This is a genomic window from Nocardioides nematodiphilus, from assembly GCF_020216525.1.
Classification (GTDB): domain Bacteria; phylum Actinomycetota; class Actinomycetes; order Propionibacteriales; family Nocardioidaceae; genus Nocardioides; species Nocardioides nematodiphilus.
Map to the genome: position 1 here is coordinate 118,687 of NZ_JAIWOY010000003.1, position 25,647 is coordinate 144,333.

The 25,647-nt window shown below is 71.6% G+C and carries 25 protein-coding genes; 15 read left to right on the plus strand and 10 right to left on the minus strand.

What is annotated here, in order from left to right:
* Positions 1-91: 91 nt before the first annotated feature.
* Positions 92-919 carry a class I SAM-dependent methyltransferase gene (locus KSO98_RS06590; protein ID WP_225284293.1) on the minus strand — a complete coding sequence of 276 codons (828 nt, stop codon included), beginning with the start codon at positions 917-919 and terminating at the stop codon, positions 92-94.
* 387 nt (positions 920-1,306) lie between these two features.
* On the opposite strand from KSO98_RS06590, the gene rpsA reads away from it, so the two are divergent.
* Both rpsA and KSO98_RS06600 read left to right on the plus strand, forming a co-directional pair.
* Entirely contained in the window at positions 1,307-2,767 is a 1,461-nt protein-coding gene (gene rpsA / locus KSO98_RS06595) for a 30S ribosomal protein S1 (protein ID WP_225284295.1), read from the plus strand.
* 273 nt (positions 2,768-3,040) lie between these two features.
* Positions 3,041-3,991 (plus strand): helix-turn-helix domain-containing protein, encoded by a 951-nt coding sequence (locus tag KSO98_RS06600; protein ID WP_225284297.1) that lies wholly within the window; start codon positions 3,041-3,043, stop codon positions 3,989-3,991.
* Between the two features lie 13 nt (positions 3,992-4,004).
* Here the strand turns inward: KSO98_RS06600 and KSO98_RS06605 are convergent, their stop codons facing one another.
* Entirely contained in the window at positions 4,005-5,852 is a 1,848-nt protein-coding gene (locus KSO98_RS06605; RefSeq protein WP_225284298.1) for an ABC transporter ATP-binding protein, read from the minus strand.
* A 68-nt stretch (positions 5,853-5,920) separates the two neighbouring features.
* Here KSO98_RS06605 and KSO98_RS06610 point away from each other — a divergent pair, with 68 nt between their 5' ends.
* Positions 5,921-6,343, plus strand: a complete 423-nt coding sequence (locus KSO98_RS06610; RefSeq protein ID WP_225284299.1) for a MarR family winged helix-turn-helix transcriptional regulator — start codon at positions 5,921-5,923, stop codon at positions 6,341-6,343.
* Positions 6,344-6,848: 505 nt separating this feature from the next.
* The gene (gene coaE, locus KSO98_RS06615) at positions 6,849-7,430 is read left to right on the plus strand and encodes a dephospho-CoA kinase (RefSeq protein ID WP_225284300.1); all 582 of its coding nucleotides are present in this window, start codon (positions 6,849-6,851) and stop codon (positions 7,428-7,430) included.
* A gap of 25 nt (positions 7,431-7,455) precedes the next feature.
* On the opposite strand, the gene KSO98_RS06620 is transcribed toward coaE, so the two are convergent.
* From KSO98_RS06620 to KSO98_RS06630, 3 genes are all read right to left on the minus strand, one after another.
* Complete coding sequence (locus KSO98_RS06620; protein ID WP_225284301.1) at positions 7,456-8,394, minus strand: sigma-70 family RNA polymerase sigma factor; 939 nt, start codon at positions 8,392-8,394, stop codon at positions 7,456-7,458.
* 186 nt (positions 8,395-8,580) lie between these two features.
* A complete protein-coding gene (locus tag KSO98_RS06625) occupies positions 8,581-9,342 on the minus strand; it encodes an MOSC domain-containing protein (RefSeq protein ID WP_225284302.1) in 762 nt (253 codons plus the stop codon).
* A 17-nt stretch (positions 9,343-9,359) separates the two neighbouring features.
* The gene (locus KSO98_RS06630) at positions 9,360-11,501 is read right to left on the minus strand and encodes a S9 family peptidase (protein WP_225284303.1); all 2,142 of its coding nucleotides are present in this window, start codon (positions 11,499-11,501) and stop codon (positions 9,360-9,362) included.
* 24 nt (positions 11,502-11,525) lie between these two features.
* Here KSO98_RS06630 and KSO98_RS06635 point away from each other — a divergent pair, with 24 nt between their 5' ends.
* Entirely contained in the window at positions 11,526-12,224 is a 699-nt protein-coding gene (locus KSO98_RS06635; protein ID WP_225284304.1) for a 5-oxoprolinase subunit PxpA, read from the plus strand.
* Here the strand turns inward: KSO98_RS06635 and KSO98_RS06640 are convergent.
* A complete protein-coding gene (locus KSO98_RS06640) occupies positions 12,144-13,091 on the minus strand; it encodes a DMT family transporter (RefSeq protein ID WP_225284305.1) in 948 nt (315 codons plus the stop codon). The two genes, KSO98_RS06635 and KSO98_RS06640, sit on opposite strands and share 81 nt — an antisense overlap.
* A 39-nt stretch (positions 13,092-13,130) precedes the next feature.
* On the opposite strand from KSO98_RS06640, the gene KSO98_RS06645 reads away from it, so the two are divergent.
* From KSO98_RS06645 to KSO98_RS06655, 3 genes are read left to right on the plus strand one after another with little or no spacing between them, the layout of a single operon-like run.
* Positions 13,131-13,619: a MarR family winged helix-turn-helix transcriptional regulator gene (locus KSO98_RS06645; protein ID WP_225284306.1), complete on the plus strand. Its 489-nt coding sequence runs from the start codon at positions 13,131-13,133 to the stop codon at positions 13,617-13,619.
* Complete coding sequence (locus KSO98_RS06650; protein ID WP_225284307.1) at positions 13,616-14,212, plus strand: 5-oxoprolinase subunit B family protein; 597 nt, start codon at positions 13,616-13,618, stop codon at positions 14,210-14,212. Before KSO98_RS06645 ends, KSO98_RS06650 begins: the two co-directional genes overlap by 4 nt.
* A complete protein-coding gene (locus KSO98_RS06655) occupies positions 14,206-15,018 on the plus strand; it encodes a 5-oxoprolinase subunit C family protein (protein WP_225284308.1) in 813 nt (270 codons plus the stop codon). Before KSO98_RS06650 ends, KSO98_RS06655 begins: the two co-directional genes overlap by 7 nt.
* Here the strand turns inward: KSO98_RS06655 and KSO98_RS06660 are convergent.
* Complete coding sequence (locus KSO98_RS06660) at positions 14,996-16,333, minus strand: DNA polymerase IV (protein WP_225284309.1); 1,338 nt, start codon at positions 16,331-16,333, stop codon at positions 14,996-14,998. The two genes, KSO98_RS06655 and KSO98_RS06660, sit on opposite strands and share 23 nt — an antisense overlap.
* 123 nt (positions 16,334-16,456) lie before the next feature.
* Here KSO98_RS06660 and KSO98_RS06665 point away from each other — a divergent pair, with 123 nt between their 5' ends.
* Positions 16,457-17,674, plus strand: a complete 1,218-nt coding sequence (locus tag KSO98_RS06665) for an MFS transporter (protein WP_225284310.1) — start codon at positions 16,457-16,459, stop codon at positions 17,672-17,674.
* Between the two features lie 110 nt (positions 17,675-17,784).
* Positions 17,785-18,738 (plus strand): DUF4192 domain-containing protein, encoded by a 954-nt coding sequence (locus KSO98_RS06670; RefSeq protein ID WP_225284311.1) that lies wholly within the window; start codon positions 17,785-17,787, stop codon positions 18,736-18,738.
* On the opposite strand, the gene KSO98_RS06675 is transcribed toward KSO98_RS06670, so the two are convergent.
* Entirely contained in the window at positions 18,739-19,170 is a 432-nt protein-coding gene (locus KSO98_RS06675; protein ID WP_225284313.1) for a hypothetical protein, read from the minus strand.
* Between the two features lie 107 nt (positions 19,171-19,277).
* On the opposite strand from KSO98_RS06675, the gene KSO98_RS06680 reads away from it, so the two are divergent.
* From KSO98_RS06680 to KSO98_RS06700, 5 genes are all read left to right on the plus strand, one after another.
* The gene (locus KSO98_RS06680) at positions 19,278-19,682 is read left to right on the plus strand and encodes a universal stress protein (RefSeq protein ID WP_225284315.1); all 405 of its coding nucleotides are present in this window, start codon (positions 19,278-19,280) and stop codon (positions 19,680-19,682) included.
* Positions 19,683-19,713: 31 nt separating this feature from the next.
* On the plus strand, positions 19,714-20,295 hold the full coding sequence (locus tag KSO98_RS06685; protein WP_225284317.1) for an HhH-GPD-type base excision DNA repair protein: 582 nt from the start codon (positions 19,714-19,716) through the stop codon (positions 20,293-20,295).
* 83 nt (positions 20,296-20,378) lie between these two features.
* Complete coding sequence (locus tag KSO98_RS06690) at positions 20,379-21,875, plus strand: RNA polymerase sigma factor (protein ID WP_372457768.1); 1,497 nt, start codon at positions 20,379-20,381, stop codon at positions 21,873-21,875.
* A gap of 160 nt (positions 21,876-22,035) precedes the next feature.
* Positions 22,036-23,082 carry a GGDEF domain-containing protein gene (locus KSO98_RS06695; protein WP_225284318.1) on the plus strand — a complete coding sequence of 349 codons (1,047 nt, stop codon included), beginning with the start codon at positions 22,036-22,038 and terminating at the stop codon, positions 23,080-23,082.
* A 168-nt stretch (positions 23,083-23,250) separates the two neighbouring features.
* Positions 23,251-24,249, plus strand: a complete 999-nt coding sequence (locus KSO98_RS06700; RefSeq protein ID WP_225284319.1) for a GGDEF domain-containing protein — start codon at positions 23,251-23,253, stop codon at positions 24,247-24,249.
* Position 24,250: 1 nt separating this feature from the next.
* On the opposite strand, the gene KSO98_RS06705 is transcribed toward KSO98_RS06700, so the two are convergent.
* Together KSO98_RS06705 and KSO98_RS06710 are read right to left on the minus strand one after the other, a co-directional pair.
* Positions 24,251-25,102, minus strand: coding sequence for a DMT family transporter (locus tag KSO98_RS06705; protein ID WP_225284320.1), 852 nt, complete (start codon positions 25,100-25,102; stop codon positions 24,251-24,253).
* Positions 25,103-25,105: 3 nt separating this feature from the next.
* A complete protein-coding gene (locus KSO98_RS06710) occupies positions 25,106-25,582 on the minus strand; it encodes a DUF456 domain-containing protein (RefSeq protein WP_225284321.1) in 477 nt (158 codons plus the stop codon).
* Between the last annotated feature and the right edge of the window lie 65 nt (positions 25,583-25,647).

A 25,647-nucleotide genomic window follows, 5' to 3' on the forward strand; every position in this document is an offset into this window, starting at 1 on the left:
GCGCCGCCGCCGCCCGCGGTGACGGACCGGCCAGGGGGGGCCGGCCCGCCCCCGCAGCCGCCCCTCTCGGCGTTCCCGGTCCTGGACGCGCTCAGTCGAGCGACGCGGCGAAGATCGCGGTGCCCGGCGTGAGCACGCCACGTGTGCGCGACCAGCCGCCCCACACCCGGTCGTGATCCTCGGGCCACTGCGGCTCCACCAGCGCGGTGATGCGGAACCCGGCTCCGGCCAGCAGTGCGACCCAGTCGCCGAGGGTGCGGTGGTGCTCCACGTACGACGTCTCGCCGCTCGCGTCGTCGACCTCGACGTACGGCGTGCGGTCCCAGTACGACTGTGAGGCGATCAGGCCGTCCTCACCCGGGTCGTCGGGGAACATCCAGCGGGTCGGGTGGGTGATCGAGAAGGCGAAGCGCCCATCCTTACGCAGCACCCGGGCGACCTCGGCCACGCACACGGCGATGTCGGCGACGAACTGCAGGGCCCCGAAGGAGCAGAAGACGACGTCGAAGGAGTCGTCGGCGAAGGGGAGCTGGGTGGCGGTCGCCTGCACCGCCGGCACCGCCATGCCGCTGGCCTCGTCGATGCGCCGCGAGTGCTGCAGCTGACGGTGCGACAGGTCGAGCCCCACCGCGCGGGCCCCCTGCGAGCGGACCCAGCGCGCGCACTGGCACGCGCCCGAGCCCAGCTCGAGGACGTCCTGGCCGGCGACGTCGCCGAGGACCCTCAGGTCCGACTCCGTGTGTCCCTCCGGGCCCCAGACGAAGCCGATGTCGCCGAGGAAGGCGCCGTGGGTGGCCTGGTACTCGTCGGCGTACCGGTCCCAGTCCGGGCCGTTCGCGCGGCGGGACTCCGCCTCGGTGACCGGACGACGCTCCGCTCGCACGGGCGCGGGGGCCGGCCAGTCGCTGGGTTGCTCCACGGGCGTGATCGTAGTTCAGGTGGGAAGCGCAGAGGCGACCACAGGAGCGCAGCGGGCGAAGCGGGCGCAGACCGGGTGGCCTGCGCCCGCCCCCGCCCCGCCATGGTGCGGTCTGGGGACCCGAGAGGTTGCCAGACGGGGGAGACCCGGTGACAAACCGGGCGTGGTGGAGGTGCTTGAGGGTCCAACGACCCGCCGCGGCGGCGGTTACCGGTCCAGCGCGACTTTCGGTGAACTGGTCCAGACACGCGGGGGCGTGGTGCGGTGCGTCCGCGGCGGTTGGACTCCAGCCGTGTCGGACGCGTACGCTCGACTATTGCGTGTGCCCTGATCGTGTGAGGCGCCCGCACCCACCCATTGTCTACGACTCAAGGTTCCTACTACTTCATGACGACCATCTCCCTTCCGGATTACGACGCTCCGCAGGTTGCGATCAACGACATCGGCTCTGAGGCTGACTTCCTCGCCGCGATCGACGCGACCATCAAGTACTTCAACGACGGCGACATCGTCGACGGCACCATCGTCAAGGTGGACCGTGACGAGGTCCTGCTCGACATCGGCTACAAGACCGAGGGCGTCATCCCCTCGCGCGAGCTGTCGATCAAGCACGACGTGGACCCCTCCGAGGTTGTCTCGGTCGGCGACAAGGTCGAGGCTCTTGTTCTCCAGAAGGAGGACAAGGAGGGTCGTCTGATCCTGTCCAAGAAGCGCGCCCAGTACGAGCGCGCCTGGGGCACCATCGAGCAGGTCAAGGAGGAGGACGGCGTCGTCGAGGGCACCGTCATCGAGGTCGTCAAGGGCGGCCTCATCCTCGACATCGGTCTGCGCGGCTTCCTGCCGGCCTCCCTCGTGGAGATGCGTCGCGTCCGCGACCTGCAGCCCTACGTCGGTCAGACCCTCGAGGCCAAGATCATCGAGCTCGACAAGAACCGCAACAACGTGGTCCTGTCGCGCCGTGCCTGGCTCGAGCAGACCCAGTCCGAGGTTCGCCACGGCTTCCTGACCCAGCTTCAGAAGGGCCAGATCCGCAAGGGTGTCGTCTCCTCGATCGTCAACTTCGGTGCGTTCGTGGACCTCGGCGGCGTCGACGGCCTCGTCCACGTCTCCGAGCTGTCGTGGAAGCACATCGACCACCCGTCCGAGGTCGTCACCGTCGGTGACGAGGTCACCGTCGAGGTCCTCGACGTGGACATGGACCGCGAGCGTGTCTCCCTGTCGCTGAAGGCGACGCAGGAGGACCCGTGGCAGCACTTCGCCCGTACCCACCAGATCGGCCAGATCGTCCCGGGCAAGGTCACGAAGCTCGTCCCGTTCGGCTCCTTCGTCCGTGTCGAGGAGGGCATCGAGGGCCTCGTCCACATCTCGGAGCTCGCCGAGCGTCACGTCGAGATCCCGGAGCAGGTCGTCCAGGTCAACGACGACGTCATGGTCAAGATCATCGACATCGACCTCGAGCGTCGCCGGATCTCGCTGTCCCTCAAGCAGGCCAACGAGACCGCCACCGCCGCGGACGTCGAGGAGTTCGACCCGACGCTGTACGGCATGGCTGCCACGTACGACGAGCAGGGCAACTACATCTACCCCGAGGGCTTCGACCCGGAGACGGGCGAGTGGCTCGAGGGCTTCGACGAGCAGCGCGCCGCGTGGGAGGACCAGTACGCCAAGGCTCACGCCCGCTGGGAGGCTCACGTCAAGCAGCAGGCCGAGGCCAAGCAGGCCGAGGCCGAGGCTGGCGAGGCCACCTCGTACTCGTCCGAGGCTCCGGCCGAGGACACCGCGGGCTCGCTGGCTTCCGACGAGGCGCTCCAGGCGCTCCGCGAGAAGCTCACCGGCGGCGCGAGCTGATCTTCTGATCAGAGGCACTAGCTAGACAGAAGGCCCGGTCCCCGTGAGGGGGCCGGGCCTTCTGCCATGTCGTGGAGCGTCAGTCGAACCAGGTGGGCCGGATCTTGGTGGTGAACCGGTCGTGGGTGGCCCAGGCGCGCAGCACCAGGAGGGCCGTCAGCAGGAGCAGCAGCGCGATGATCGTCATGGCAGAAATCCTGCTACCAACGGTTTCCTGCCAACAGTGGCAGTGATGCTATTGTGCATCGAATTCCTGCCATCTACAGTGAGCCCATGCTCACGAACGTCGCCACCGTCATCTACGACGGTCTCAACCCGTTCGAGTTCGGCGCGGCCTGCGAGGCGTTCGGGCTGGATCGCCGCGACGACGGTGTGCCGACCGTCGACTTCGCGGTGTGTGGGCCCAAGCCCCAACTGCGCTCCTCGATGGGGTTCACGGTGAACGTCGAGCACGGTCTCGACCGGGTCGCGGAGGCGGATCTCGTGGTGATCCCGGCGATGGGCTACGACTTCGGGACCAACCCGGTCCCCGATGACGTACGGGAGGCGTTGCTGACCGCGCACGCGCGCGGTGCCCGGATGATGACGCTGTGCTCCGGAGCCTTCACCCTGGGTGAGATCGGCCTGCTCGACGGCATCGAGTGCACCACCCACTGGAAGCACACCGACGCCCTCCAGCGGATGTATCCCGAGGCCAAGGTCATCCCCGAGGTCCTCTATGTCGACTCCGGCCAGGTCGTCACGAGTGCCGGCACCGCCGCGGGGCTCGACGCGTCGCTGCACATCTGGCGTCAGGAGCACGGCGCTGCGATCGCCAGCACGATCGCCCGCCGGATGGTGGTGCCTCCCCAGCGCGACGGCGGCCAGGCGCAGTTCATCGCCCGCGCGGTGCCGGAGTGTGACGCCGAGACCCTGGGGCCGCTCCTGGAGTGGATCGCGAGCAACCTCGACGAGGAGCTCAGCGTGGAGTCGCTCGCCCGGCGCTCACTGATGTCGCCGCGTACCTTCGCCCGGCGCTTCCGGGACGAGACCGGCGCGACCCCGCACGCCTGGATCACCCGGCAGCGCGTCCTGCGCGCCGAGGAGCTGCTCGAGAAGACCGACCGCGCGGTCGAGTGGATCTCGCGCGAGGTCGGCTTCGCCAACGCGGCGACCCTGCGCCACCACTTCCTCAAGGTGCGGGGGCTGAGCCCGCAGGCCTACCGGCGCCGCTTCGCCTGCTGACCCCGGCGCTGGCTCAGGCGGCTCGGGAGAGCCCGCCGCGAACCAGGTCCGCGTAGCGCCCGCCGGCGAGCAGGAGCTCCTCATGGGTGCCCAGCTCCACGATCCGGCCGTGGTCGAGGACCGCGATCGCATCGGCGTTGCGCACCGTGCTGAGCCGGTGGGCGATGGTGATGGTCGTACGGCCCTCGGCGAGCTCGTCGAGGGCGGCCTGCACCTCGCGCTCGGTGGTGTTGTCCAGCGCGCTGGTGGCCTCGTCGAGGACCAGCACGCGCGGATCGCGCAGGAGCGTACGGGCGATGGCCAGGCGCTGCTTCTCGCCGCCGGAGAAGCGGTGGCCGCGGGACCCGACCACAGTGTCGTACCCGTCCGGGAGGTCCGCGATGAGGTCGTGGATCCGCGCTGCGCGGGCGGCGGCCTCGATCTGCTCGTCGGTGGCGTCGGGGCGGGCGTGGCGCAGGTTCTCCCGCACCGTCGCGTGCAGCAGGTAGGTCTCCTGGGTGACCATCCCGACCGTGGCGGCGACGTCGGCCAGGGCGAGGTCCCGCAGGTCGACGCCGTCGAGCAGCACGCGTCCTGCGGTGGGGTCGTGCAGCCGCGCCACCAGGCCGGCCATCGTCGACTTGCCGCTGCCGGTCGCGCCCACCAGGGCGAGACTGCCGCCGGCCGGGACCGCGACGGAGACATCGGACAGGACGGGGGTGCCCTGGTCGTCGTAGGCGAAGGTGACCCCGTCGAGGACGACCTCGCCGCGCACGTCGTCGAGAGCGACCGGGGCGGCCGGGTCGTCGATCTCGACGGGCAGGTCGAGGTAGGCGAAGATCCGGCTGAAGAGCGCCAGGCTCGAGGTGATGTCGACGCCCACGTTGAGCAGCCCCATCAGCGGACGGAAGAGCGAGCCCTGCAGTGAGACGAAGGCGACCAGGGTGCCGATCGTCATCCCGCCGCTCGTCGCGGGGAATCCCGCGGCGAGGTAGAGCGCAGCGGGGACGGCGGCGAAGACGATCTGCATCCACGCCATCCGCCAGCGACCGGCCAGTGTCGAGCGGACCTCGAGGTCGATCAGGTCGTGGCTGGTCTCGGCGAAGCGGTGCGAGAGCGCGGGGGCCGCGCCGACGGTCTTGGTCAGCAGCACGCCGCTGACCGAGAGACCCTCCTCGATCTGGACGTGGAGGTCCGCCATCTTGGCCTGGCGCTGCGCTGTGACGGCGTGCCGCATCCGGGCGACCTTGCGGGTGGTGATCACCGCGGGCGGCAGCACGACCATGCTGATCAGGGCGAGGCGCCAGTTCATGGCGAGCATGGCGACGATCGTGCCGGCCACGACCGTGACGTTGGCCGCGATCGCGGTGGCGGTGCTGGTGACGACCGACTGCATCGAGCCGATGTCGTTGACCAGACGCGATTGGATCTCGCCGCCACGCGTGCGGGTGAAGAATCCCACCGACTGGCGCTGCAGATGCGCGAAGAGGTCGCTGCGCAGGCGGTGCATCACGTGTTGGCCGACACGGGTGGAGAGCAGGGTCTGCCCGAGCCCCAGCGCCGCGGTGATCGCCGCGACGCCGACCATGGCGGCGACGGCTCCGACGAGGAGGGTGTGGTCGTGCTGGGGGAGCGCGCGATCGATGATGGCGCGTACGAGGAACGGCTGGGCGAGCCCGAACAGCGAGCTGGCCACCAGCAGGAGCATCACCACGGTGATCGTGCCGCGGTGGTCGGTGAAGAGCCGGAGGATCCGGCGCAGGTCGACGGGGTGCTCCTCGAGCTGGGTCCGATCGCCCGTCTTGGTGCGGGGCTCATGGTTGCCGCGGCCGCCGCCGCTGGCCATCCAGCCCTGTCGCACGCTGTTCGCGAAGTCGCTCATCCGGCCTCCTGAAGATGCTGAGGTTTACTCACTATGAGGCTAACACGGTGCCGGATAGGATGATTCCCGTGCGACGCCCCGACCTGACCGATGCCTCCACCGGCGACCTGGTGATGGGGGTCGCGCGCGACCTGCGACGGACGTACGCGCAGGCGCTCGCTCCGTGGGACGTCACGCCCGGGCAGACCCGCGCCCTCGGCACGATCTGCCAGCACGGCCCGATCCGGCTCTCGGCGCTCGCCGAGCACCTGGTGATCGTGCCGCGCTCAGCCACCCAGGTCGTCGACGCGCTCGAGGAGCGTGGGCTCATCGAGAGACAGCCGGATCCGACGGACCGGCGCGCGACCACGGTGGTCGCCACCGTCGAGGGCAGACGGCTGCACGAGCAGCTGCATCGCGCCCGCGACGAGGCGTCGCGGACGCACTTCGCGTCGCTGAGTGATGAGGATCGTGGCGAGCTGGAACGCATTCTGCGACAGCTGCTCGCCTGACGTCCGAGAGGACCCTGCGCGCCTGCCTCCCGCGCTCGCGGCCAACGTCCGAGCTCCTCGCTCGCGCTGTCGCTCGCCTCGTCGTCTAGGTGCTTCGCACCTGACTCCCGCGCTCGCGGCCAACGTCCGAGCTCCTCGCTCGCGCTGTCGCTCGCTTGGTCGTCTAGGTGCTTCGCACCTGACTCCCGCACTCGCGGCCAGCGCCCGAGCTCGTCCCTCGCTCGCGCTGTCGCTCGCTTGGTCGTCTAGGTGCTTCGCACCTGACTCCCGCACTCGCGGCCAGCGCCCGAGCTCGTCCCTCGCTCGCGCTGTCGCTCGCTTGGTCGTCTAGGTGCTTCGCACCTGACTCCCGCACTCGCGGCCAGCGCCCGAGCTCGTCCCTCGCTCGCGCTGTCGCTCGCTTGGTCGTCTAGGTGCTTCGCACCTGACTCCCGCACTCGCGGCCAGCGCCCGAGCTCGTCCCTCGCTCGCGCTGTCGCTCGCTTGGTCGTCTAAGGTCGCGGCCATGCGCGTTGGACTCACCGGGGGCATCGCCTCGGGCAAGAGCACGGTCTCGGCCATCCTCCGCGAGCTGGGCGCGGTCGTCATCGACGCCGACCAGCTCGCGCGCGACGTCGTCGCCCCCGGCATGGACGGGCTGCGCCAGGTCGTCGAGGCGTTCGGGCCCGAGGTGCTGACTGCGGACGGGCAGATGGACCGGCCCAAGGTCGGCTCGATCGTCTTCGCCGACCCGGAGAAACGACAGGTGCTCGAGGGGATCATCTGGCCGCTGGTCGGCGCGCGTACGGCGGCACTGGTCGACGCGGCGGGGCCCGACGCGCTGATCGTGCACGACATCCCGCTGCTGGTGGAGACCGGCCAGGCCCCGCTCTATGACGCCGTGATCGTGGTCGACGTCCCGCGCGAGCTCCAGGTCGAGCGGATGCTGCGCGATCGGGGCATGACCGAGCCGGACGCTCTGGCCCGGATCGACGCTCAGGCGACCCGCGAGGAGCGCCTTGCCGTCGCGACGTACGTCATCGAGAACACCGGAACGCTCGAAGACCTCCGTCACCGGGTGACGGAGGTCTTCAAGCAGCTGTTGTGACGACAGCCGGTCAGGAGATCTGGCGTCAGGCCGCCAGATCCGGGTCGGCGAAGCGGCGGAGCTTCTGCAGCGCCTCGCGCTCGAGCTGGCGGACGCGCTCGGCGGAGATGCCGTGCTGCACGCCGATGTCGGCGAGCTTGTGCTGTCGTCCGTCCACCAGGCCGTAGCGGGCCCGGATGATCTCGGCGGCGCGGTCGTCGAGCTGACCGACCAGGCTGTTGAGACGCTCGCGCGACTCCACGTCCAGCACGGTGGCATCGGGGCTCGGCGTGGTCTCCAGCGCCATCAGGTCACCCAGCGACGTGTCGCCGTCCTCGTCGACGGGGGAGTCGAGACTGATGTGCTCGCGGCCCCAGGCCATCAGGTCGAGCACCCGGTCGACCGCCATCCCCAGCTCCTGGGCGATCTCGGTCGGGTCGGGGTCGCGGCCGAGCTGACGCTCGAGCGTACGACGGGCACCGCCGACCTGGTTGAGCTCCTCGACGACGTGCACGGGCAGCCGCACCACGCGCGCCTGCTGCGCGATGCCGCGGGTGATCGCCTGGCGCACCCACCAGGTGGCGTACGTGGAGAACTTGTAGCCCTTGGTGTAGTCGAACTTCTCGACCGCACGGATCAGGCCGGTGTTGCCCTCCTGGATCAGGTCCAGCATCGGCATCTGCGCGCGGCCGTACTTGCGCGCGATCGAGACGACGAGGCGCAGGTTCGCGGTGATGAACTGGTCGACGGCCTTGCGGCCCTCCTCGGCCAGCCACTCCAGCTCCTCGCGCTTCGCGCCGCCGGGTGCCTTGCGACCGACCTTGCCCTGGGCGAGCAGCGACTCGGCCATCAAACCGGCCTCGATCGCCTTCGAGAGCTCGACCTCCTTCGCCGCGTCCAACAGGTCGTTGCGCGCGATCTCGTCGAGGTAGAGGCCGACGCTGTCGCGTCCCTCGATCTCTCGTGTCATGGTCTTCGTTGCCATCGGACCCTCCTCACCCAGCGGGCATACAACCCGGTGTTGATGACAACGCAGCAAGTGCCCCGAGGATTCCCTCGGTATGCCCCCACCGGGATGACCCGTTGAGGAACCGTCTGCGTCGTGCTCTTGCTAGGTCTGACGCGTGGGCCGTCCCGAAAGTTGCCGTCGGCGGCAAGTCTCAGGGACTTCTCAGGGCTGGCCCGGAGCCGGGTCGGAGACGGCGATCACCCCGGGCGTACGGACCTCGGCGTAGACGCCGAAGCAGGGCTCGCCGGCGTCGTTGAGCGGGCGGTAGCCGGCCAGGGTCCTGAGCAGCCGGGTGCCGCGCTCGCCGGTGAGGGGATCGATGTCGATCACCGCGCACCGTGGGATCGCCCCGCCGATCCGCAGGGTGACCGGGCCGACGGTGAGATCCCGCCCTGTCCACGACTCCTCCGCGAAGGGCGCCTCGTCGGTGTCGATCACCAGCGTCGAGCGGAACCGCGCCGGGTCCACGGCGGTGCCGACGCGGGCGCCGAGCTCCTCGAGCGAGGCCCGGGTCAGGATCGCGACGCCGGCGCCGTAGATCACCCCGCGCCGCGGTGCGCGGGCCAGCGCGACCGGTTTGCCGAGGAGGTCGGACAGCAGGGCGCCGTGCGGCCCGTCGAGCACGTCGACCGGCGTCGGACGGCCCCAGTAGTCGCAGGTGATGGTCTCGCCCGTCGCGGTGGGCGTGGCGCTGACCGCACGCCCGTCAGGCAGGCTGATGCTCAGCGCGCCGCTGTCCGTGGCGGCGGCGACCACCGTGGTCAGCACCGGGTGCTGCACCGTGCGGAGCACCGTCGCCCCGGCGACGTCGACCAGGCAGTACGTCCGGTCGCCGACGGCGCCCTGCATGTCGAGGGCGATCGAGCGCACGGCCAGGTGCCGGGTCCCCTTGAGTGGTGAGAACCCGGCGCGCAGCACCCGCACCGGCCGCATCCCGCAGGTCAGGCCAGGCCGAGCCGGTCGATGATCCACGCCAGCGAGAAGGCGCGGTCGTGCCAGGCCTTGTAGCGGCCCGAGACGCCGCCGTGACCGGCGTTCATCTCCGTCTTGAGCAGGACGTCCGCGCTGGCGACGTCGCGCAGCCTGGCGACCCACTTGGCCGGCTCGACGTACATCACGCGGGTGTCGTTGAGCGAGGTCTCGGCCAGGATCGGCGGGTAGGGGAGCGCGGCCACGTTGTCGTACGGGGCGTAGGAGGCGATGTAGTCGTAGACCTCCGCGTCGGCCTCCGGGTTGCCCCACTCGTCGTACTCCACCACCGTCAGCGGCAGCGACGCGTCGAGCATGGTGGTGAGGTTGTCCACGAACGGCACCGCCGCCACGATCCCGCCCCACTGCTCGGGGGCGAGGTTGGCGATCGCACCCATCAGCAGCCCGCCCGCGCTGCCGCCCTCGGCCACGGTCAGCGCCGGCGAGGTCCAGCCGGTCTCGACCAGGTGCCGGGCGCAGGCGATGAAGTCGGTGAAGGTGTTGCGCTTGCGCAGCTGCTTGCCGTCGTCGTACCAGTGCCGGCCCATCTCCCCGCCGCCGCGCACGTGCGCGATGGCGAAGGCGGCGCCGCGGTCGAGGGTGGAGAGCCGGAAGGTGGAGAAGCTCGGGTCCATCGAGGCCTCGTACGAGCCGTAGCCGTAGAGGTGCAACGGCACCGGCCTGCCGGCCGCGAGGGCGGCAGCGCGCACGTCCTTGCGCACGACCAGCGAGATCGGCACCTTCACGCCGTCGGGCGCGGTCGCCCAGAGCCGGTGCTCCTCGTACGCCTCGCGGTGGTACTCGACCCCGTCGAGGGGCAGGACCGGCTGCTGCTTGCGCAGGTGGAGGCTGCGGTCGCGCACGTCGTAGTCGTAGACCGAGCTCGGCGTGCGCAGGCTGGTGTAGCCCAGCCGCACGGTGGGCTGCTCGAAGGCCGGGCTGCCGCCGGAGCCGATCGTGTAGATCTCGTCGTCGAACCGGACGAGATAGTCGTCGGTGATGCCGCTGTCGCCGAGCTCGAGGATGCGCAGCTGGGTCAGGCCCTCGCTGCGCTGGTGCACGACGAGGTGGCCCGCGAAGGCGTCGACGTCCTCGAGTCGCACGGCGGGATCGTGCGCGATCAGCGGACGCCACCCGCCGCGCGGCGTCGGTGCGATCGGGGCCGACCCGATCTCGAAGTTGGCGCCGTTGGCGTTGTGCAGGACCAGGAAGCGATCCTCGCCGCCGATGACCGCGTGCTCGAGGCTGTACTCGACACCCTCCTCGCGGGCGGCGAAGAGCTGCCAGCCGAGCTCGGGGTGGTCCTGGTCGAGGTAGCGGTACTCGGTGGTCGTCTTCGCGCCCGACTCGATCACCAGGAAGCGATCCGTACGCCCGCGCCCGACGCCGCACCAGAAGCGCTCGTCGGGCTCGTGGAAGACCAGCTCGTCCTCGGCCTGCTTGGTGGCCAGGACGTGGCGCCACACCTTGTCGGGTCGCCACGACTCGTCGACGGTCGAGTAGTAGAACGACTCGCCGGCGCGGTCCCAGGTCACGCCGCCCATGACGCCCTCGAGGCGGTCGGGGAGGAGCTCCTGCGTGGTCAGGTCGAGCACCTCGACCCGGTAGCGCTCGTCGCCCTTGGTGTCGGTCGAGTACGCCAGCAGCGTGGTGCTCGGCGAGATCGCCGAGCCGCCCATCGAGAAGAACTCGTGGCCGGCGGCGAGCACGTTGTGGTCGAGCAGGAGCTCCTCGCCGGGCAGTGCGGGCTGGTCGGCGGCGACCTGTGCCGGGGTGGGCGGGGTCCAGTCGTCGGGATCGGTCACCGGGACGCGGCACGTCGCGCCGTACTCCTTGCCCTCGAAGGAGCGCCCGTAGTACCAGTAGCCGCGGTTGCGGGTCGGCACCGACAGGTCGGTCTCGAGGGTGCGGGCCTTGACCTCGTCGAAGAGCCGTTGGCGCAGCTCGGCGAGGTGGGCGGTGCGCTCGGTGGTGTACGCGTTCTCGGCCTCGAGGTGCGTGATGACCTCGGGGTTCTCCTTGTCGCGCAGCCACTCGTAGTCGTCGGTGCGCTCGCGACCGTGGTGCGTGCGGGTGATCGGCTTCTTCGGCGCGACAGGCGGCTGGCCAGACATGAGCGTGACCTTATCCTCGGCACCATGAGCGCTCACGCCCGACGGGTTGATCTGAACGCGGACCTGGGTGAGGAGATCACCGACGACGCCGGCCTCCTGGCGCTCGTCACCTCGGCCAACGTCGCGTGCGGCTTCCATGCCGGCAACGGCGCCATCATGCGCGAGGTCTGCGCCGAGGCGGCGCGCCTCGGCGTCGCGGTGGGCGCGCAGGTGTCGTACGCGGACCGGGAGAACTTCGGCCGGGTGGCGCTCGACGTGCCGTACGAGGTGCTGCGCGAGCAGGTCGCCGAGCAGGTGGGCACCCTGTCCGCGATCGCGGTCTCGGAGGGGATCGCGGTGACGTACGTGAAGCCGCACGGCGCGCTCTACCACCGCACGATGGACGACGCCGATCAGGCGCGGGCGGTGCTGGACGCCTCCGGTGAGCTCCCGGTGCTGGGGATGCCGGGTGTGCTCCTCGGACTCGCCGCCGAGGCGGGGCGAGCGGTCCGGCACGAGGGCTTCCCGGACCGCGGGTACGACGACGCGGGGCGGCTGCTGCCGCGCGCCGAGGCCGGTGCGCTGATCACGGAGGAGGCCGCGATCGTCGCCCACGCGCTCGTGCTGGCCGAGCGTGTCGACTCGCTGTGCCTCCATGGCGACTCACCCGGCGCGGTGCACCACGCCCGTGCGGTCCGGCGTGCGCTCGAGGCCGACGGCTGGGAGCTGCGCTCCGTCGGCTGAGCGACGGCCCTTGGTGCCGAGCGCGTCCAGGATGGCCGGCTGGCCCAGCACGATCCCGCCCAGGACGAGCGCCGTCCCGACTGCGTGGGTCGCGGTGAACGCCTCGCCCGCGAGGGCGACCCCGATGACGGTGCCGGTCACCGGGTTGAGCAGCCCGACCAGCGAGACCGCCGCCGCCGGGAGCCGCCGCATCGCGTTGAACCACGCCAGGTAGGCGAGCACGGTCCCGGCCAGTCCGATCCACCCGAAGCCGCCGATCGCACGGGCGTCGAGGTGCGGGGGAGCGCCCTCGACGGCGAGCGCGACCGGCACCAGCAGCAGCCCGCCGAAGACCAGCTGCCAGGCGGTGAACGACACCAGGGGCAGCGGCGGACGCCAGGTCTTGACCAGGATGAAGCCGAGCGACGACAGGACCACCGCCGCCAGCGAGGAGAGCACCCCGAGCGGATCGGCGTGCACGCCGGCGCGCAACACCAGCAGAGCGACGCCGGCGATGCCGACCGCGGCCGCCGCGACCGAGGCGGCCCGGGGCCGCTCGCCCGCCAGCCCCCACGCGAAGAGCATGATCGCCAGCGGCGAGGTGGCGGTGAGGGTGGCGGCGAGCCCGCCCGGCAGCCGCTCGGCCGCGACGAAGACGAGGGTGAAGAACGCCGCGAAGTTGAGCGCGCCGAGGAGGGCTGTGCGCCACCACCAGGCGCCGTGGAGCAGGGCGGGGCGCACGGCCAGCAGCAGGAGCCCGAACGGCAGCGCGCGGACCGCGGCACCGAAGAGCGGTCGGTCCGGCGGCAAGTAGGTCGCCGTGACGTAGTAGCCCGAGCCCCATGCGATCGGCGCTACCGCCGCCGCAGCCAACCATTTGGTTTCCATGGAAGACATAATTGCTTCCCTGGAAGATATATTCCACGCATGGCCGACCATGTCGCACACGTGATGACTCAGTGGCGACGCGAGCGCCCCGACCTGGACCCGGCTCCGCTGGGCGTCATCGCCCGCCTGCACCGCATCGCCGGTCGCCTGACCGAGGAGCTGGTCGCCGTCTACGCCGAGCATGGCCTCGCGGAGGGCGAGTTCGACATCCTGGCGACGCTGCGCCGGCAGGGCCCTCCGTACGCGCTGACCGCCGGGGAGCTCGCCACCCAGACGATGGTGACCTCCGGCGCCATCACCAAGCGGGTCGACCGCTGCCTCGCGCGCGGCTGGGTGACGCGGGCACCGAGCGGCGCCGACGCACGCGGGCGGGTGATCGGCCTGACCGAGGCCGGCAGGGAGCTGATCGACGCCGCGTTCACCCACCATCTGGCCAACGAGGAGCGGCTGCTCGCACCCTTCTCGCCCGCTGAGCGCACCCGGCTCGCCGCGCTGCTGGAGCACTGGACGGAGGATCTCGGCCTGTGAGCGTCTCGGTGCGTCCTTACGGTCCGAAGGCGGCGCTGGTCGACGTCGACTCGGCCGTGGAGGCGGCTGCGCTCGCGGACTGGGCGCGCGTGCACGGCGTCGTCGCGGACGAGATCGTGCCGGCAGCCGCGACGGTTCTCTTCGACGGCGTCGACGCCACCGCGCTCGAGGCGGTGCTGACGGGCTGGCGGGCCGGCTCGGCCCCGGCCGCCGGCGCCTTCGTGGAGATCCCGGTCGCCTTCGACGGCCCGGACCTGGCCGACGTCGCCGCGCGGTGGGGCGTGAGCGCCGACGAGGTGGTCGCCCGGTTGGCGTCGTACGAGCTGACCTCGGCGTTCTGCGGCTTCGCGCCGGGCTTCGCCTACCTGGCCGGGCTGCCGCAGGAGCTGGCGGTGCCGCGTCTGGAGACCCCGCGCGCCCGCGTGGAGCCGGGGTCGGTCGCGCTCGCCGGATCGTGGTGCGGCATCTATCCGAGCGCGTCGCCGGGCGGCTGGCGGGTCGTCGGACGTACGGACGTCGTCCTGTGGGATGTCGATGCCGAGCCTCCGGCGCTGCTCGCACCCGGCACGCGGGTGAGGCTCAGGCCGTGCTGACCGTGCTCGCGACCGGCCCGCAGGTGCTGGTCCAGGACCGGGGCCGCTTCGGCTACGCGCACCTCGGCGTCCCGCGCGCGGGGGCGCTCGACGGGCCCGCCGCTGCGCTCGCGAACCGGCTCGTCGGCAACGATCGCGACGCTGCGGTGCTCGAGTCGCTGCTCGGCGGCCTGGTGGTCCGCACGGAGGTGGACCGCTGGGTCGCGGTCACCGGTGCCGCGGCCCCCTTCCCGCGCGCGACGAGGCTGAGGGCGGGGGACACGCTCGCGATCCAGGCGCTGCCGACGGGGATGCGCTCCTACCTCGCCGTCGCCGGCGGGATCGACGTGCCGCCGGTCCTCGGGTCCCGCTCGACCGACACCCTGGCCGGGGTGGGACCGAAGCCGGTCGAGACCGGTGACGTGCTGCCGATCGGGGCGGCGGTCGGTGCGCCGGCCGCGCTCGACACCCCGCGGCCGCCCGCCCGCGGCCCGATCCGGGTCCTGCCCGGCCCCCACGCCGACTGGTTCGGTCCCGGTGTCCTCGCCCGGCTCGCCGAGACCGCATGGATCGTTGCGGCCGCCTCCGATCGCGTCGGGCTGCGGCTCGAGGGCGAAGCGATCCCGCGTACGCCCGGCGAGCTGGTCAGCGAGGGCACCGTCCTGGGCGCGATCCAGGTGCCGCCCGACGGCCGGCCGGTCATCCTGCTGGCCGACCACGGTCCGACCGGCGGTTACCCGGTCGCGGGCGTCGTGCACCCCGACGACGTGTGGCAGCTCGCGCAGGCCAGGCCGGGGGAGTCCCTCACTCTTCGTCCGGCGCCGTAGCAGGCCACGGGCTGAGGTCGGGGTCGTCCTCGGCGTAGGAGCGCACGGGGCCGCCCGGCTTGTCCGCGGTCTCGAACCGCACCGTCACGGTGCCCCGGCCCGCGCCCCAGACCCAGCCGCGGCCGAGCTCGGCGTGCACCACATCGACGCCCGGGTTCCACTGGCGGCGGTCACGGGCGCGCGGCTCCGGCACCGGCAGCGGGGCTTCGACCTCCTCGGCCGCGTCGGCCTCCGCCTCGGCGAAGAGGTCCTCCTGGATCCAGTCGGCCAGGCCCGAGACGCCGACACCGAGGAGACGTACGCCGTAGGACGTGTCGAGATCGGCCAGGAGGGCCCGGGCCGAGCGCGCGATGGCCGCGCCGCTGTCGGTCGGCCCGGCGAGCGTGGTCGAACGGTTGAACGTGGTGAAGTCGCCGAGCCGGACCTTGATCGTGATCGTGCGGCCCGACAGGCCGCTCTTGCGCAGCCGGGAGGCGACCTCGCCCGCTTGGCGGGTGAGCAGCTGCTCCATCAGGGTCCGGTCGGTCAGGTCGGTGTCGTACGTGCCTTCGACGCTGACGGACTTGGTCTCCCGCTCGGGCTCGACCGCCCGATCGTCCTGCGCGCGTGCCAGGGCGTGGAGCCCCGTGCCGTGGGCCTTGCCGACCAGCCGGATCAGCTCGTCGAGGTCGACCTTCTCCAGGTCGGCGACGGTGTGGATGCCGACCCGGCGCAGCCGCTCGGAGGTCGCTGGTCCGACGCCGGGGATGATCTGCACGCTCATCGGCCGCAGCAGGTCCAGCTCGGTGCCCGGCGAGACGACGACGAGGCCGTCGGGCTTCTCCAGATCGCTGGCGACCTTGGCGATGAACTTGCTCGTGCCCAGCCCCACGCTCGCGGTCAGGCCGCCGGTCACCTCGTGCACCTGCTCCCGCAGCCGCTGGGCGAAGGCGGTGACGGTCGCCTCCTCGAGGTCGGGAAGGTCCGGGGAGTCGGCGGCGGCCAGATCGACGAACGCCTCGTCCAGTGACAGCGGCTCGACCAGCGGGGAGACCGATCGCAGCAGCCCCATCACCGCGTTGCTCGCGTCGCGGTAGGCGTGGAAGCGGGGGTAGAGGTACGCCGCGTGCGGGCATCGGGCACGCGCCTCGCGCGTCGACATCGCAGACCGTACGCCGTAGCGGCGTGCCTCGTAGCTCGCGGTCGCGACCACGCCCCGCCCGCCGATCCCCCCGACCACGACCGGCTTGCCGCGCAGCGACGGCTTGTCCCGCTGCTCCACCGAGGCGAAGAACGCGTCGAGGTCGATGTGGAGCACCGACGCGTGGGACCGCATGCCCCGAACCTAGCCGACCTAGAGAGCGACAGCGCGAGTGAGGAACGAGCTCGCAGGCGGTGGCGGCGAGCGAGGGAGGGAGCCGCGGAGCGCGCTTGTCCGCCTTCGGGGACAATCGCCGTCGTGACGAGCGATGCGACGCCCTCCGCGGGCCGGCCCCTGCTGAGTCCGTGGCGGTTTGTGGTGGCCTTCGGGCTGGTCAGCCTGCTGGCCGACATGGTCTACGAGGGCGCACGCAGCATCATCGGCCCCTACCTCGCCACCCTCGGCGCCTCCGCGGCCCTGGTCGGTCTGGTGGCCGGAGCGGGCGAGTTCATCGGGTACGGCCTGCGCGTCTTCTCCGGCTACGCCGTGCGCCGCTCCCAGCGCTACTGGACGTGGACGATCCTCGGCTACGCCCTGACCGTGCTCTCGGTGCCGCTGATCGGCGTCACCGGCGCGCTCGCCCCCGCGCTGCTGCTCTACGGCTCCGAGCGTCTCGGCAAGGCGGTCCGCTCGCCGGCCAAGGACACCCTGCTCTCGCACGCCTCGACCGCCACGGGACGTGGCCGCGGCTTCGGGGTGCATCAGGCGATGGACCAGACCGGCGCGATGCTCGGCCCGTTGCTGCTGGCGGCCGTCCTGGCCTGGCGTGCCGACGACTACCGGCTCGCCTTCGGCGTCCTGATCGTGCCCGGGGTGCTCGTCCTCGCGCTGCTCGCCTGGCTGCGTCTGCGGGTGCCGTCGCCCGAGGCGTACGAGGAGCGTCCCGCCGCGTCGAGCGGTCCGGTGGCGGCACCGCTCGCCGGGGGCAGTGGGCTGCCCCGCCGGTACTGGCAGTACGTGAGCGTCGTGGCGGTGCTCTCCTGCGGGGTCGCGTCCTTCCCGCTGCTGGCGTTCCACGCCACGACCACCGGGTTGGTCTCGCAGCCGATGATCCCGGTCCTCTTCGCCGTCGCGATGGCCGTCGACGGCGCGAGCGGGCTGCTGGTCGGGCGCTGGTACGACGCGCGTGGCGCGACCGTGCTGCTGGCCGTCCCGATCGCCGCCGCGGTCTCCTCGATCGCCTTCCTCGACCGGGTCTGGCTGATCTGGGTCGGCGTCGCGATCTGGGGCGTGGTCAACGGCGTGCTCGACTCCACCGTCAAGGCGGTCGTGACCGAGCTGGTGCCGACCGCACAGCGTGCCGTCGGCTTCGGCTGGCTCGCACTGGTGCGCGGGTTGGGCCTGCTCGTCGCCGGCGGCCTCCTCGGCGCGACCTACGACGCCGGCCGCGGGTGGGTCATCGCTCTGGTCGTGGCCGCCAACGTGGTCGCCCTCGGTGGCCTGGCGTGGGTGCTGCGCCGGATGGATCAGGACTGAGCGGGTCCATACCGGCCACCTTTCCTCCACACGACGCCTCCGACACCGCCGGATCCACCGTCCGTTTCCCGGCGGTGGTGGCGGTCGTCCCCGGCCGGGACCGTGGAGTCATGACACTCATCCTGCGCGCCAAGAGCCCTGCTGACCTGCTCGCCGCCGTCCCGGTCGCGCTCGGCTTCGAGCCGAGCGACTCGATCGTGATGCTGACCTTCGGCGGGTCGACCGCCTTCCACGCCCGGATCGATCTGCCGCCGTCCGGTGACCTGGACACGGTCGGGCAGATCGCCCGATCCCTGCTCGAGCCCTGCCGGCGCCACGGCGTGCAGCAGGTCGTCCTCGTCCTCTACGACGCTGATGCCCGGCGCGGCCGGCAGGTGTCGCGGCGGCTCGGACGTGCGTTCGAGCGCGCCCGCATCGAGGTGATCGAGTGCCTGCGCGTCCACGACGGTCGGTGGTTCTCCGCGGACGGCCTCCGGCCCGGCGTGCCCGCTTGGGGCGTCGCCTACGACACCAGCACCCACCCCTTCCGGGCGCAGGCGGTGATGGAGGGCTACGTCACCCTCGGCTCGCGCGCCGAGCTGGCCGCCGGCATCGCGGCCGATCCTGAGGCGGTCGCCGCGGTGGCGGCCGCGCGCGGCGGCGCGGTGCTGCTCGCGCCGGGCGAGTTGGCGGAGCTCTGCGCGCGGCACGCCGACGAGGGCACCGTCCCCAGTGCCGCGGAGGCCGTCGCGATCCTGATGACGGTGCAGATCGGCGTGCTGCGCGACGCGGCGTGGGCGGTGCTCGAGCGGGACCAGGCGGAGCGTCACGCCGCGCTGTGGTGCGATCTGGTCCGGCGTGCTCCCGAGGACCTGCTGCCCTCGGCCGCCTCCGTGCTCGGGTTCCTCGCCTGGCTGCAGGGGCACGGCGCGCTGGCCTGGTGTGCGATCGATCGCTGCCTCGACGTCGATCCTGAGCACAGCCTCGGCACGCTGGTGGCGCACCTGCTCGAGGGCGCCGTGCCTCCGGCCTCGTGGGCCTCGATGCGGGCCTCAGTCCTCGCGGAGCTCGACGAGGCCGGCTAGCTAGGGGCTCGGCCGGGCCCGCACCCAGCGGCGCTGCTCGCCCGTCCGCGGGTCGTGCCAGCCGTGCCGGTCGACGACCACGAAGCACAGCGGTGCGCCGGCCTCCGCGTACGCCTGACCGGCGGCGGCCATCCAGGCCAGGTCGAGGTCCTGGACCTCGAGTCCGCCACCGCGTGTCAGCCAGACCAGCGGCTCGGGCCCCGCAGGGGAGCGGCGGGAGGCGCGCAGCCGCATCGCCGCGACCACGTCGGCCCGCAGGGCGTGATCCGTCCGCTCGTCGGCCGCGATCGCGAAGACCTCGTGCGGCCACCCGGGCGTGCCCACGTGCAGGATCGGCACGTACCGCGACCGTCGCTCGGCCGCTGCGTGCTCGCGCACCGCGCACCGCAGCAGGCCATGCAGGACCTGCTCGGGAGCGCGCTTGCGGGGCATGGGTCCAGCGTGCACCTTCTCGCGCCGACGCGTTGTGACTCATCCACAGCCACGGGGTACGGTCATCCGGCAGGGCCATGGGAGATCACGGACAGGCGGAGGCAGCGATGGCGACGGTGGTGGTCGGGTTCGTCCCCAAGCAGGAGGGCGAGGCCGCTCTGCGGGCCGCGATCGACGAGGTCGGCCGTCTCGGCGGGCGCCTCGTCGTGGTGACCGCGCTGCGTCAGGACGAGACCGACAGCGACTGGATCGCCAAGACCCAGTCCGAGCTCGCCGCCGCCCGCGAGCGACTCGATGCCGCCGGGGTCGACTACGTCGTCCACGAGAGCGAGACCGACGCCGAGATCGACGCCGCCGACGACCTCACCCAGGTCGCTCGCGACGAGGACGCCGACCTCGTGGTGATCGGCATCCGTCGCCGGACGGCCACGGGCAAGCTGATCCTGGGCAGCCAGGCCCAGCGGATCCTCCTCGACGCCCCCTGCCCGGTCCTGGTCGTCAAGCCCGAGTGAGTCGGCCGGGGTGATCGGGCAGGATGGCCCCATGGCCTTCCAGATCGCCCAGGACCCCGCAGCCGATGCCGTGCTGACGGACTCGCCGTTCGCGCTCCTTCTCGGGATGCTGCTCGATCAGCAGTACAAGATGGAGGACGCCTTCAAGGGCGGTCACAAGCTCCTCACCCGCCTCGGCCACCTCGACCCGCAGCAGATCGCCGCGATGGACCCGGAGGCGTTCAAGGAGATCGCGTCGCAGACGCCGGCCATCCACCGCTTCCCGGCCTCGATGGCAGCGAAGGTCCAGGAGGTCGCCCGGATCGTGTCGGAGCAGTACGGCGGCGACGCCTCCCGCATCTGGACCGAGGCGACCAGCGGTCCCGACCTGCTCAAGCGGATGCAGGCGCTGCCGGGGTTCGGCAAGCAGAAGGCCCAGATCTTCGTGGCGCTGCTGGCCAAGCAGGTCGGCGTGCGGCCCGAGGGCTGGGAGAAGGCGGTCGGGGCGTACGCCGAGGACGGTTTCCGCTCGGTCGCCGACGTCGTCGACGGGGTCTCGCTGCAGAAGGTCCGCGACTACAAGCAAGCGGCGAAGGCGGCGGCGAAGGCGGCGCCCGGGGCCCCGGTGGCATGACCGCTGGGTAACCCGTGGCAGAATGATTCTGCGGCCTTGACGTATGCGGGCCCTGCCGCGCCCCGAAGCCAGTTCCACGAGAGGTGTCAGTGTCCTCGATCGCACGCAAGATCCCTGATGAGGTGCTCGCTCACCCCGCCGTAGTGGCGCTCATCGAGGCGGGTACACCTACGGGGAGCGTGAGCCCCGAGGAGGTACGCCGCGCCAGTGAGGACGCCGCCGTCGAGCCGCGTCACCTCAAGGCTCTGCTGGGCCACCTCAGCACTCTGGGCATCTCGGTCGATCTCGGCGCTGTCGGCACGCGTGCCGCCGCCGCGGCCACCGCCCGCAAGACCACCTCCACCGCGGCCGCGAAGAAGACCGCCGCGAAGAAGGCTGCGTCCGCTGCGCCGGACGAGGACGCCGAGGAGCCTGCCACGAAGACGGCTGCCAAGAAGGCTCCGGCGAAGAAGGCCGGCGAGCCCGAGGCCGAGGTCGAGGATGTCGTCGTCGCCGAGCCGGCCAAGCTCGATGCGGACGGCAAGAAGATCCTCCCCGACATCTCCGACGACGAGTTCGAGAAGGAGAAGGACTCCGAGGAGATCAAGGAGGTCGAGAAGGAGTCCGAGTCCTTCGTCGTCTCCAACTCCGACGACACCGACGAGCCCGTCCAGCAGGTCATGGTCGCCGGCGCGACCGCCGACCCCGTCAAGGACTACCTCAAGCAGATCGGCAAGGTCCCGCTGCTCAACGCCGAGCTCGAGGTCGAGCTCGCCACCCGCATCGAGGCCGGCCTCTTCGCCGAGGAGAAGCTCGGCAAGGGCGGCAAGCTCAAGCCGCAGCTCGTCGAGGAGCTGGAGTGGATCGCCGAGGACGGCCGCCGCGCCAAGAACCACCTCCTCGAGGCCAACCTGCGACTCGTCGTCTCCCTGGCCAAGCGCTACACCGGCCGCGGCATGCTCTTCCTGGACCTGATCCAGGAGGGCAACCTCGGTCTGATCCGCGCGGTCGAGAAGTTCGACTACACCAAGGGCTACAAGTTCTCCACGTACGCCACCTGGTGGATCCGCCAGGCGATCACCCGCGCCATGGCCGACCAGGCCCGCACCATCCGTATCCCGGTGCACATGGTCGAGGTCATCAACAAGCTGGCCCGCGTGCAGCGCCAGATGCTCCAGGACCTGGGTCGCGAGCCCACCCCGGAGGAGCTCGCCAAGGAGCTCGACATGACCCCCGAGAAGGTCATCGAGGTCCAGAAGTACGGTCGCGAGCCGATCTCCCTGCACACCCCGCTCGGCGAGGACGGCGACAGCGAGTTCGGCGACCTGATCGAGGACTCCGAGGCGATCGTCCCGGCCGACGCGGTCAGCTTCACCCTGCTCCAGGAGCAGCTCCACGCGGTCCTCGACACGCTCTCCGAGCGGGAGGCGGGCGTGGTCAGCATGCGCTTCGGCCTGACCGACGGCCAGCCGAAGACCCTGGACGAGATCGGCAAGGTCTACGGGGTGACCCGCGAGCGGATCCGCCAGATCGAGTCCAAGACCATGTCGAAGCTGCGTCACCCGTCGCGCTCGCAGGTCCTGCGCGACTATCTGGACTGAGCGCCAGCATCACCGGCACGTGGCACCTCTCGCCCACACGGCGGGACGTGCCGCGTTCTGCGTCCGGGACCGATCGGCGCTGCGTGGCGTCGCGCTTGTCCCCGGCCGGGGTTCGTGGGGATAGTGGAGGGAGCTTTCGCGCGAGGAGGCGAGTGCGCTGATGAAGGGGGAGGAGTCGCTGCGACGGCTGTGGGCGATGGCCCTCGACGGCAAGCCGCCGGCGGTCGCCACCCTTCCGGTCATGGCGATGACCAACGGCGTCTTGTACGTCCTCGCCGGCGTCTGCTCGATGATCGTGCTCTTCACCGATCCTGTCGCGCGTACCCGCCCGCTCCTGGTCGCGCTGCCGATCGTCGCGACCCTCACCGGCGTGGTCTCGCTGTGGTGGGGGCGGCGGCTGCCCCGGTGGTCCTACCACGTGATGCTGGTCGCCGGCACGTGGATGATCACCGCGGGCATCTTCCTGGCCCACGACCTGGCGGGCGCGCCCTCGCTGTTGGGCCTCTACGTCTTCGCGGTGTTGGACGGAGCGTTCTTCTTCGCGTTCTGGGGTCTCTGCTTCCACCTCAGCAGCGTCTTCCTGGTCACCACCGTGCTGCTCCCACTCGCCGACATCCCATGGCAGACGATCCTCGTCACCAACGGCGTCCTCGCCGGCACCGGCTTCGTCACCGCCTACCTCTCCCGCTCGGTCGACCTGGCCGAGATCGACTCGCTGACGCACCTGATCAACCGCCGGGGTCTCGAGCGCCGGCTCGCGGATGGTGCGAGCCAGGCGACCGACGGCGTCCTGAGCGTGATCCTGGTCGACCTCGACGGCTTCAAGGAGATCAACGACGCTGAGGGGCACCAGGTCGGTGACGAGCTGCTGAAGCGCTGCGCCGACACCTGGCTGAAGCTCATCCCGCTGGGCGTCGAGCTCGGCCGGTACGGCGGCGACGAGTTCATCCTCATCGCCACCGGCTGGGGGCGCGACGACGCGATCCGTCTGGCCGACGCGCTGCGCATCGCACTGCCGCGAGGCATCGGCGCCTCGGCGGGGGTGGCCACCTGGCAGCCGGGCGAGTCGGGACCGCACCTTCTGCAGCGCGTGGACCAGGCTCTCTACGCCGCCAAGGCGGCCGGGCGCGACCGTACGGTGGCATGGAGCGTCGAGCTCGCGACGGGCGGCTCGACCGGCCCCGTGCCGCGGATCCGGCGCGTGTGAATGGCGTTCTGACCTGGACGAACGGTCAGTCCGACTGGCTAGCTAACCCGCCGGTGCCGGATGCCCCGAACCCGCGTATTGTCGATGACCCAGACGCCTTACGAGCCGACGGGGAAGAGCATGTTGGAGAGGTTCCGGGCAGCGTGGGTGGGCTCGCAGGTGCCGAGGGTGGCGACGCGCCCCCTGGTGGCGCTCACGACCGGCATGATCTATCTCGTCGGCGGTCTCTGCGTGCTGGCGGTGGTCCTGATCGACCCGCCCGATCAGCACCGCTTCTGGCTGACGTTCTTCCCGGTCGTCGCGGTGGTGTGCGGCATCATCACGCTCCGACTGGGCTGCTACTTCCCGCGTTGGCTCTTCCACGGCTGCGTGATGAGCGGCAATGTCCTGGTCACCGCCGAGATCGTGATCGGTCGCGGCATGCCGGTCGTCGGGGCCACCATGCCGATCTACGTCTTCGTCGTCATCGACGCCGCGTTCTTCTTCTCACTGCGCGGCCTGGCGTTCCACCTGGCCCACGTGCTCGCGGTGACCACGTTCCTGCTGCCGGCGGTCGGCGTGCCCTGGCAGACGATCGTGACGTTCAACGGTGTGCTCATCGGCGTCGGCGTGGTGATCGCCTACATCTGCCGGATCGCCGATGCGGTGGAGGTCGACGCGCTCACCGGGCTGCTCAACCGCCGTGGCATCGACCGGTATCTCGAGGACGCCCTCAAGGACGCCGAGCAGAAGGGGCTGTGCCTGATCCTGATCGACCTGGACGGCTTCAAGGACGTCAACGACGCCGAGGGGCACCAGATCGGCGACGAGGTGCTGGTGGAGTGCGCCGCGCGCTGGGACAAGCTGGTGCCACGTGGCATCGAGCTGGGCCGCTACGGCGGTGACGAGTTCGCGTTGATCGCCCCCGGCTGGAACGCCAAGGAGGGGATGATGCTCGCCGAGGCGCTGCGCCGTGCGGTGCCGACGGGGCTGACCGCCTCCGCCGGAGTCGCGGGCTGGGAGCCTGAGGACACCGCGGTCCTCCTCCTCGAGCGGGCCGACGTGGCCCTGTACGCAGCCAAGGCCGACGGCCGCGACCGCACCGTCGCCTACGGGCACCGCGATCCGTCCGAGGCCCCGCCGGAGGTCGCCGCCGAGCCGCGCCCGCCGCGGCTGCGCAGCGTCTGACTCAGCCGCCGGCGACGAGCGCGACCGCGATGGCGCACAGCCCGAGCCCGATCGCCTGGGTGCGGTGCACCCGCTCACGCAGCACCACCACGGCCAGCACGACGGTCGCGGCCGGATAGAGCGCGGCGATCACGCTGGTCACCGCCAACAGCCCGTGGTGGGTGGCGGTGACGAACGAGACCAGTGCCGAGGCGGCCAGCACGCCGGTGGAGACGGCGAGCAGGGCCGTACGGGTGCGGGGGAGCCAGGCCTCGCGCGCGAGGGTGGCGCCGATGACCGCGACCAGTGCGGCCACCAGCAGCTCGACCGCGACCGGCCACTGCCCGGCCGACGCGGGCGCCTGGGGCACCGCCGCGAAGCCCACCCCGAACCCGGCTCCCGCGAGCAGGCCGTCGAGCACGCCCTCGCCGAGACCGGCCCTCGGCGTCGACCCCTCAGCGCCCTCGTTCTCGCTGCTGCTGGCCACCAGCCAGGTCGCCGGCAGCGCCGCCGCCATGCCGAGCCAGCTGATCGCGGAGGGCCGGTCGCCGGTGATCACGCCGACCGCGGCCGGTACCAGGGCGGCCAGCACGCCTGACAGCGGTGCGACCACGCCCATCCGGCCGGTGGACAGGCCGCGGTAGAGGTAGATGATGCCGATGCCTCCGCCGAGCCCGGCGAGGGCACCCCAGCCGACTGCGGCGGCAGAGAGGGACGTGCCGCGGGCGAGGCAGAGCAGGGCGAGGAGCGTGCCCCCGGCGAACTGGCCGGTGAAGGCCGCCGTCCACGGCCGGAGCCGCGCGGACAGGACCCCGCCGATGAAGTCCGAGGTGCCGTAGCAGAGCGCTGAGACCAGCGCGAGGATGATCGCCATCGCTCAGACGCTCAGCACGCCGACGACCCAGACGCCGGTCGCGAGCAGCGCGGCGAGCAGGTCGATGAGGATGGAGGTCGCGGCGGCCTTCACAGCGAGCCTGGTCGAGGCCCATGCGGCGCCCTGGCCGACCCGGCGCAGCTCGGCGAGGTAGACGCCGAGCACGAACCCGAGGATCAGCCCGACCACGGGGATCACGAAGAAGCCGATGATGCCCAGGACCGCGCCGGCCAGCTGGGTGGACGGGGGGATCCCGGCGCTCTTGAGGTTGTGGCCCGGGATCGCGTACTTCGTGATCGTGCCGGCCGCCAGGATCACGGCGGCGATCGCGAACACCACCCATGCGGTGTCGGTGCCGGGGCCTGCCCAGGCCCACAGCAGCACACCGGCGCCGACCAGGATCGCACCGCCGGGAAGGATCGGCAGCACGATGCCGGCCAGGCCGACGAGGATGATCAGGGCACATAACGCGACGAGCACGGGCCCAGCCTCCCACGGGCGGTCGGGCGGAAATGACCAGCGGCCCCGGACCGAGGTCCGGGGCC

Bases quoted from the DNA above. Each gene is read 5' to 3' on its own strand.
- rpsA (WP_225284295.1), top strand. From the start codon at position 1,307: ATGACGACCATCTCCCTTCCGGATTACGACGCTCCGCAGGTTGCGATC.
- KSO98_RS06600 (WP_225284297.1), top strand. From the start codon at position 3,041: ATGCTCACGAACGTCGCCACCGTCATCTACGACGGTCTCAACCCGTTC.
- KSO98_RS06605 (WP_225284298.1), bottom strand. From the start codon at position 5,852: ATGAGCGACTTCGCGAACAGCGTGCGACAGGGCTGGATGGCCAGCGGC.
- coaE (WP_225284300.1), top strand. From the start codon at position 6,849: ATGCGCGTTGGACTCACCGGGGGCATCGCCTCGGGCAAGAGCACGGTC.
- KSO98_RS06620 (WP_225284301.1), bottom strand. From the start codon at position 8,394: ATGGCAACGAAGACCATGACACGAGAGATCGAGGGACGCGACAGCGTC.
- KSO98_RS06630 (WP_225284303.1), bottom strand. From the start codon at position 11,501: ATGTCTGGCCAGCCGCCTGTCGCGCCGAAGAAGCCGATCACCCGCACG.
- KSO98_RS06635 (WP_225284304.1), top strand. From the start codon at position 11,526: ATGAGCGCTCACGCCCGACGGGTTGATCTGAACGCGGACCTGGGTGAG.
- KSO98_RS06640 (WP_225284305.1), bottom strand. From the start codon at position 13,091: ATGGAAACCAAATGGTTGGCTGCGGCGGCGGTAGCGCCGATCGCATGG.
- KSO98_RS06645 (WP_225284306.1), top strand. From the start codon at position 13,131: ATGGCCGACCATGTCGCACACGTGATGACTCAGTGGCGACGCGAGCGC.
- KSO98_RS06660 (WP_225284309.1), bottom strand. From the start codon at position 16,333: ATGCGGTCCCACGCGTCGGTGCTCCACATCGACCTCGACGCGTTCTTC.
- KSO98_RS06670 (WP_225284311.1), top strand. From the start codon at position 17,785: ATGACACTCATCCTGCGCGCCAAGAGCCCTGCTGACCTGCTCGCCGCC.
- KSO98_RS06675 (WP_225284313.1), bottom strand. From the start codon at position 19,170: ATGCCCCGCAAGCGCGCTCCCGAGCAGGTCCTGCATGGCCTGCTGCGG.
- KSO98_RS06680 (WP_225284315.1), top strand. From the start codon at position 19,278: ATGGCGACGGTGGTGGTCGGGTTCGTCCCCAAGCAGGAGGGCGAGGCC.
- KSO98_RS06685 (WP_225284317.1), top strand. From the start codon at position 19,714: ATGGCCTTCCAGATCGCCCAGGACCCCGCAGCCGATGCCGTGCTGACG.
- KSO98_RS06695 (WP_225284318.1), top strand. From the start codon at position 22,036: ATGAAGGGGGAGGAGTCGCTGCGACGGCTGTGGGCGATGGCCCTCGAC.
- KSO98_RS06705 (WP_225284320.1), bottom strand. From the start codon at position 25,102: ATGGCGATCATCCTCGCGCTGGTCTCAGCGCTCTGCTACGGCACCTCG.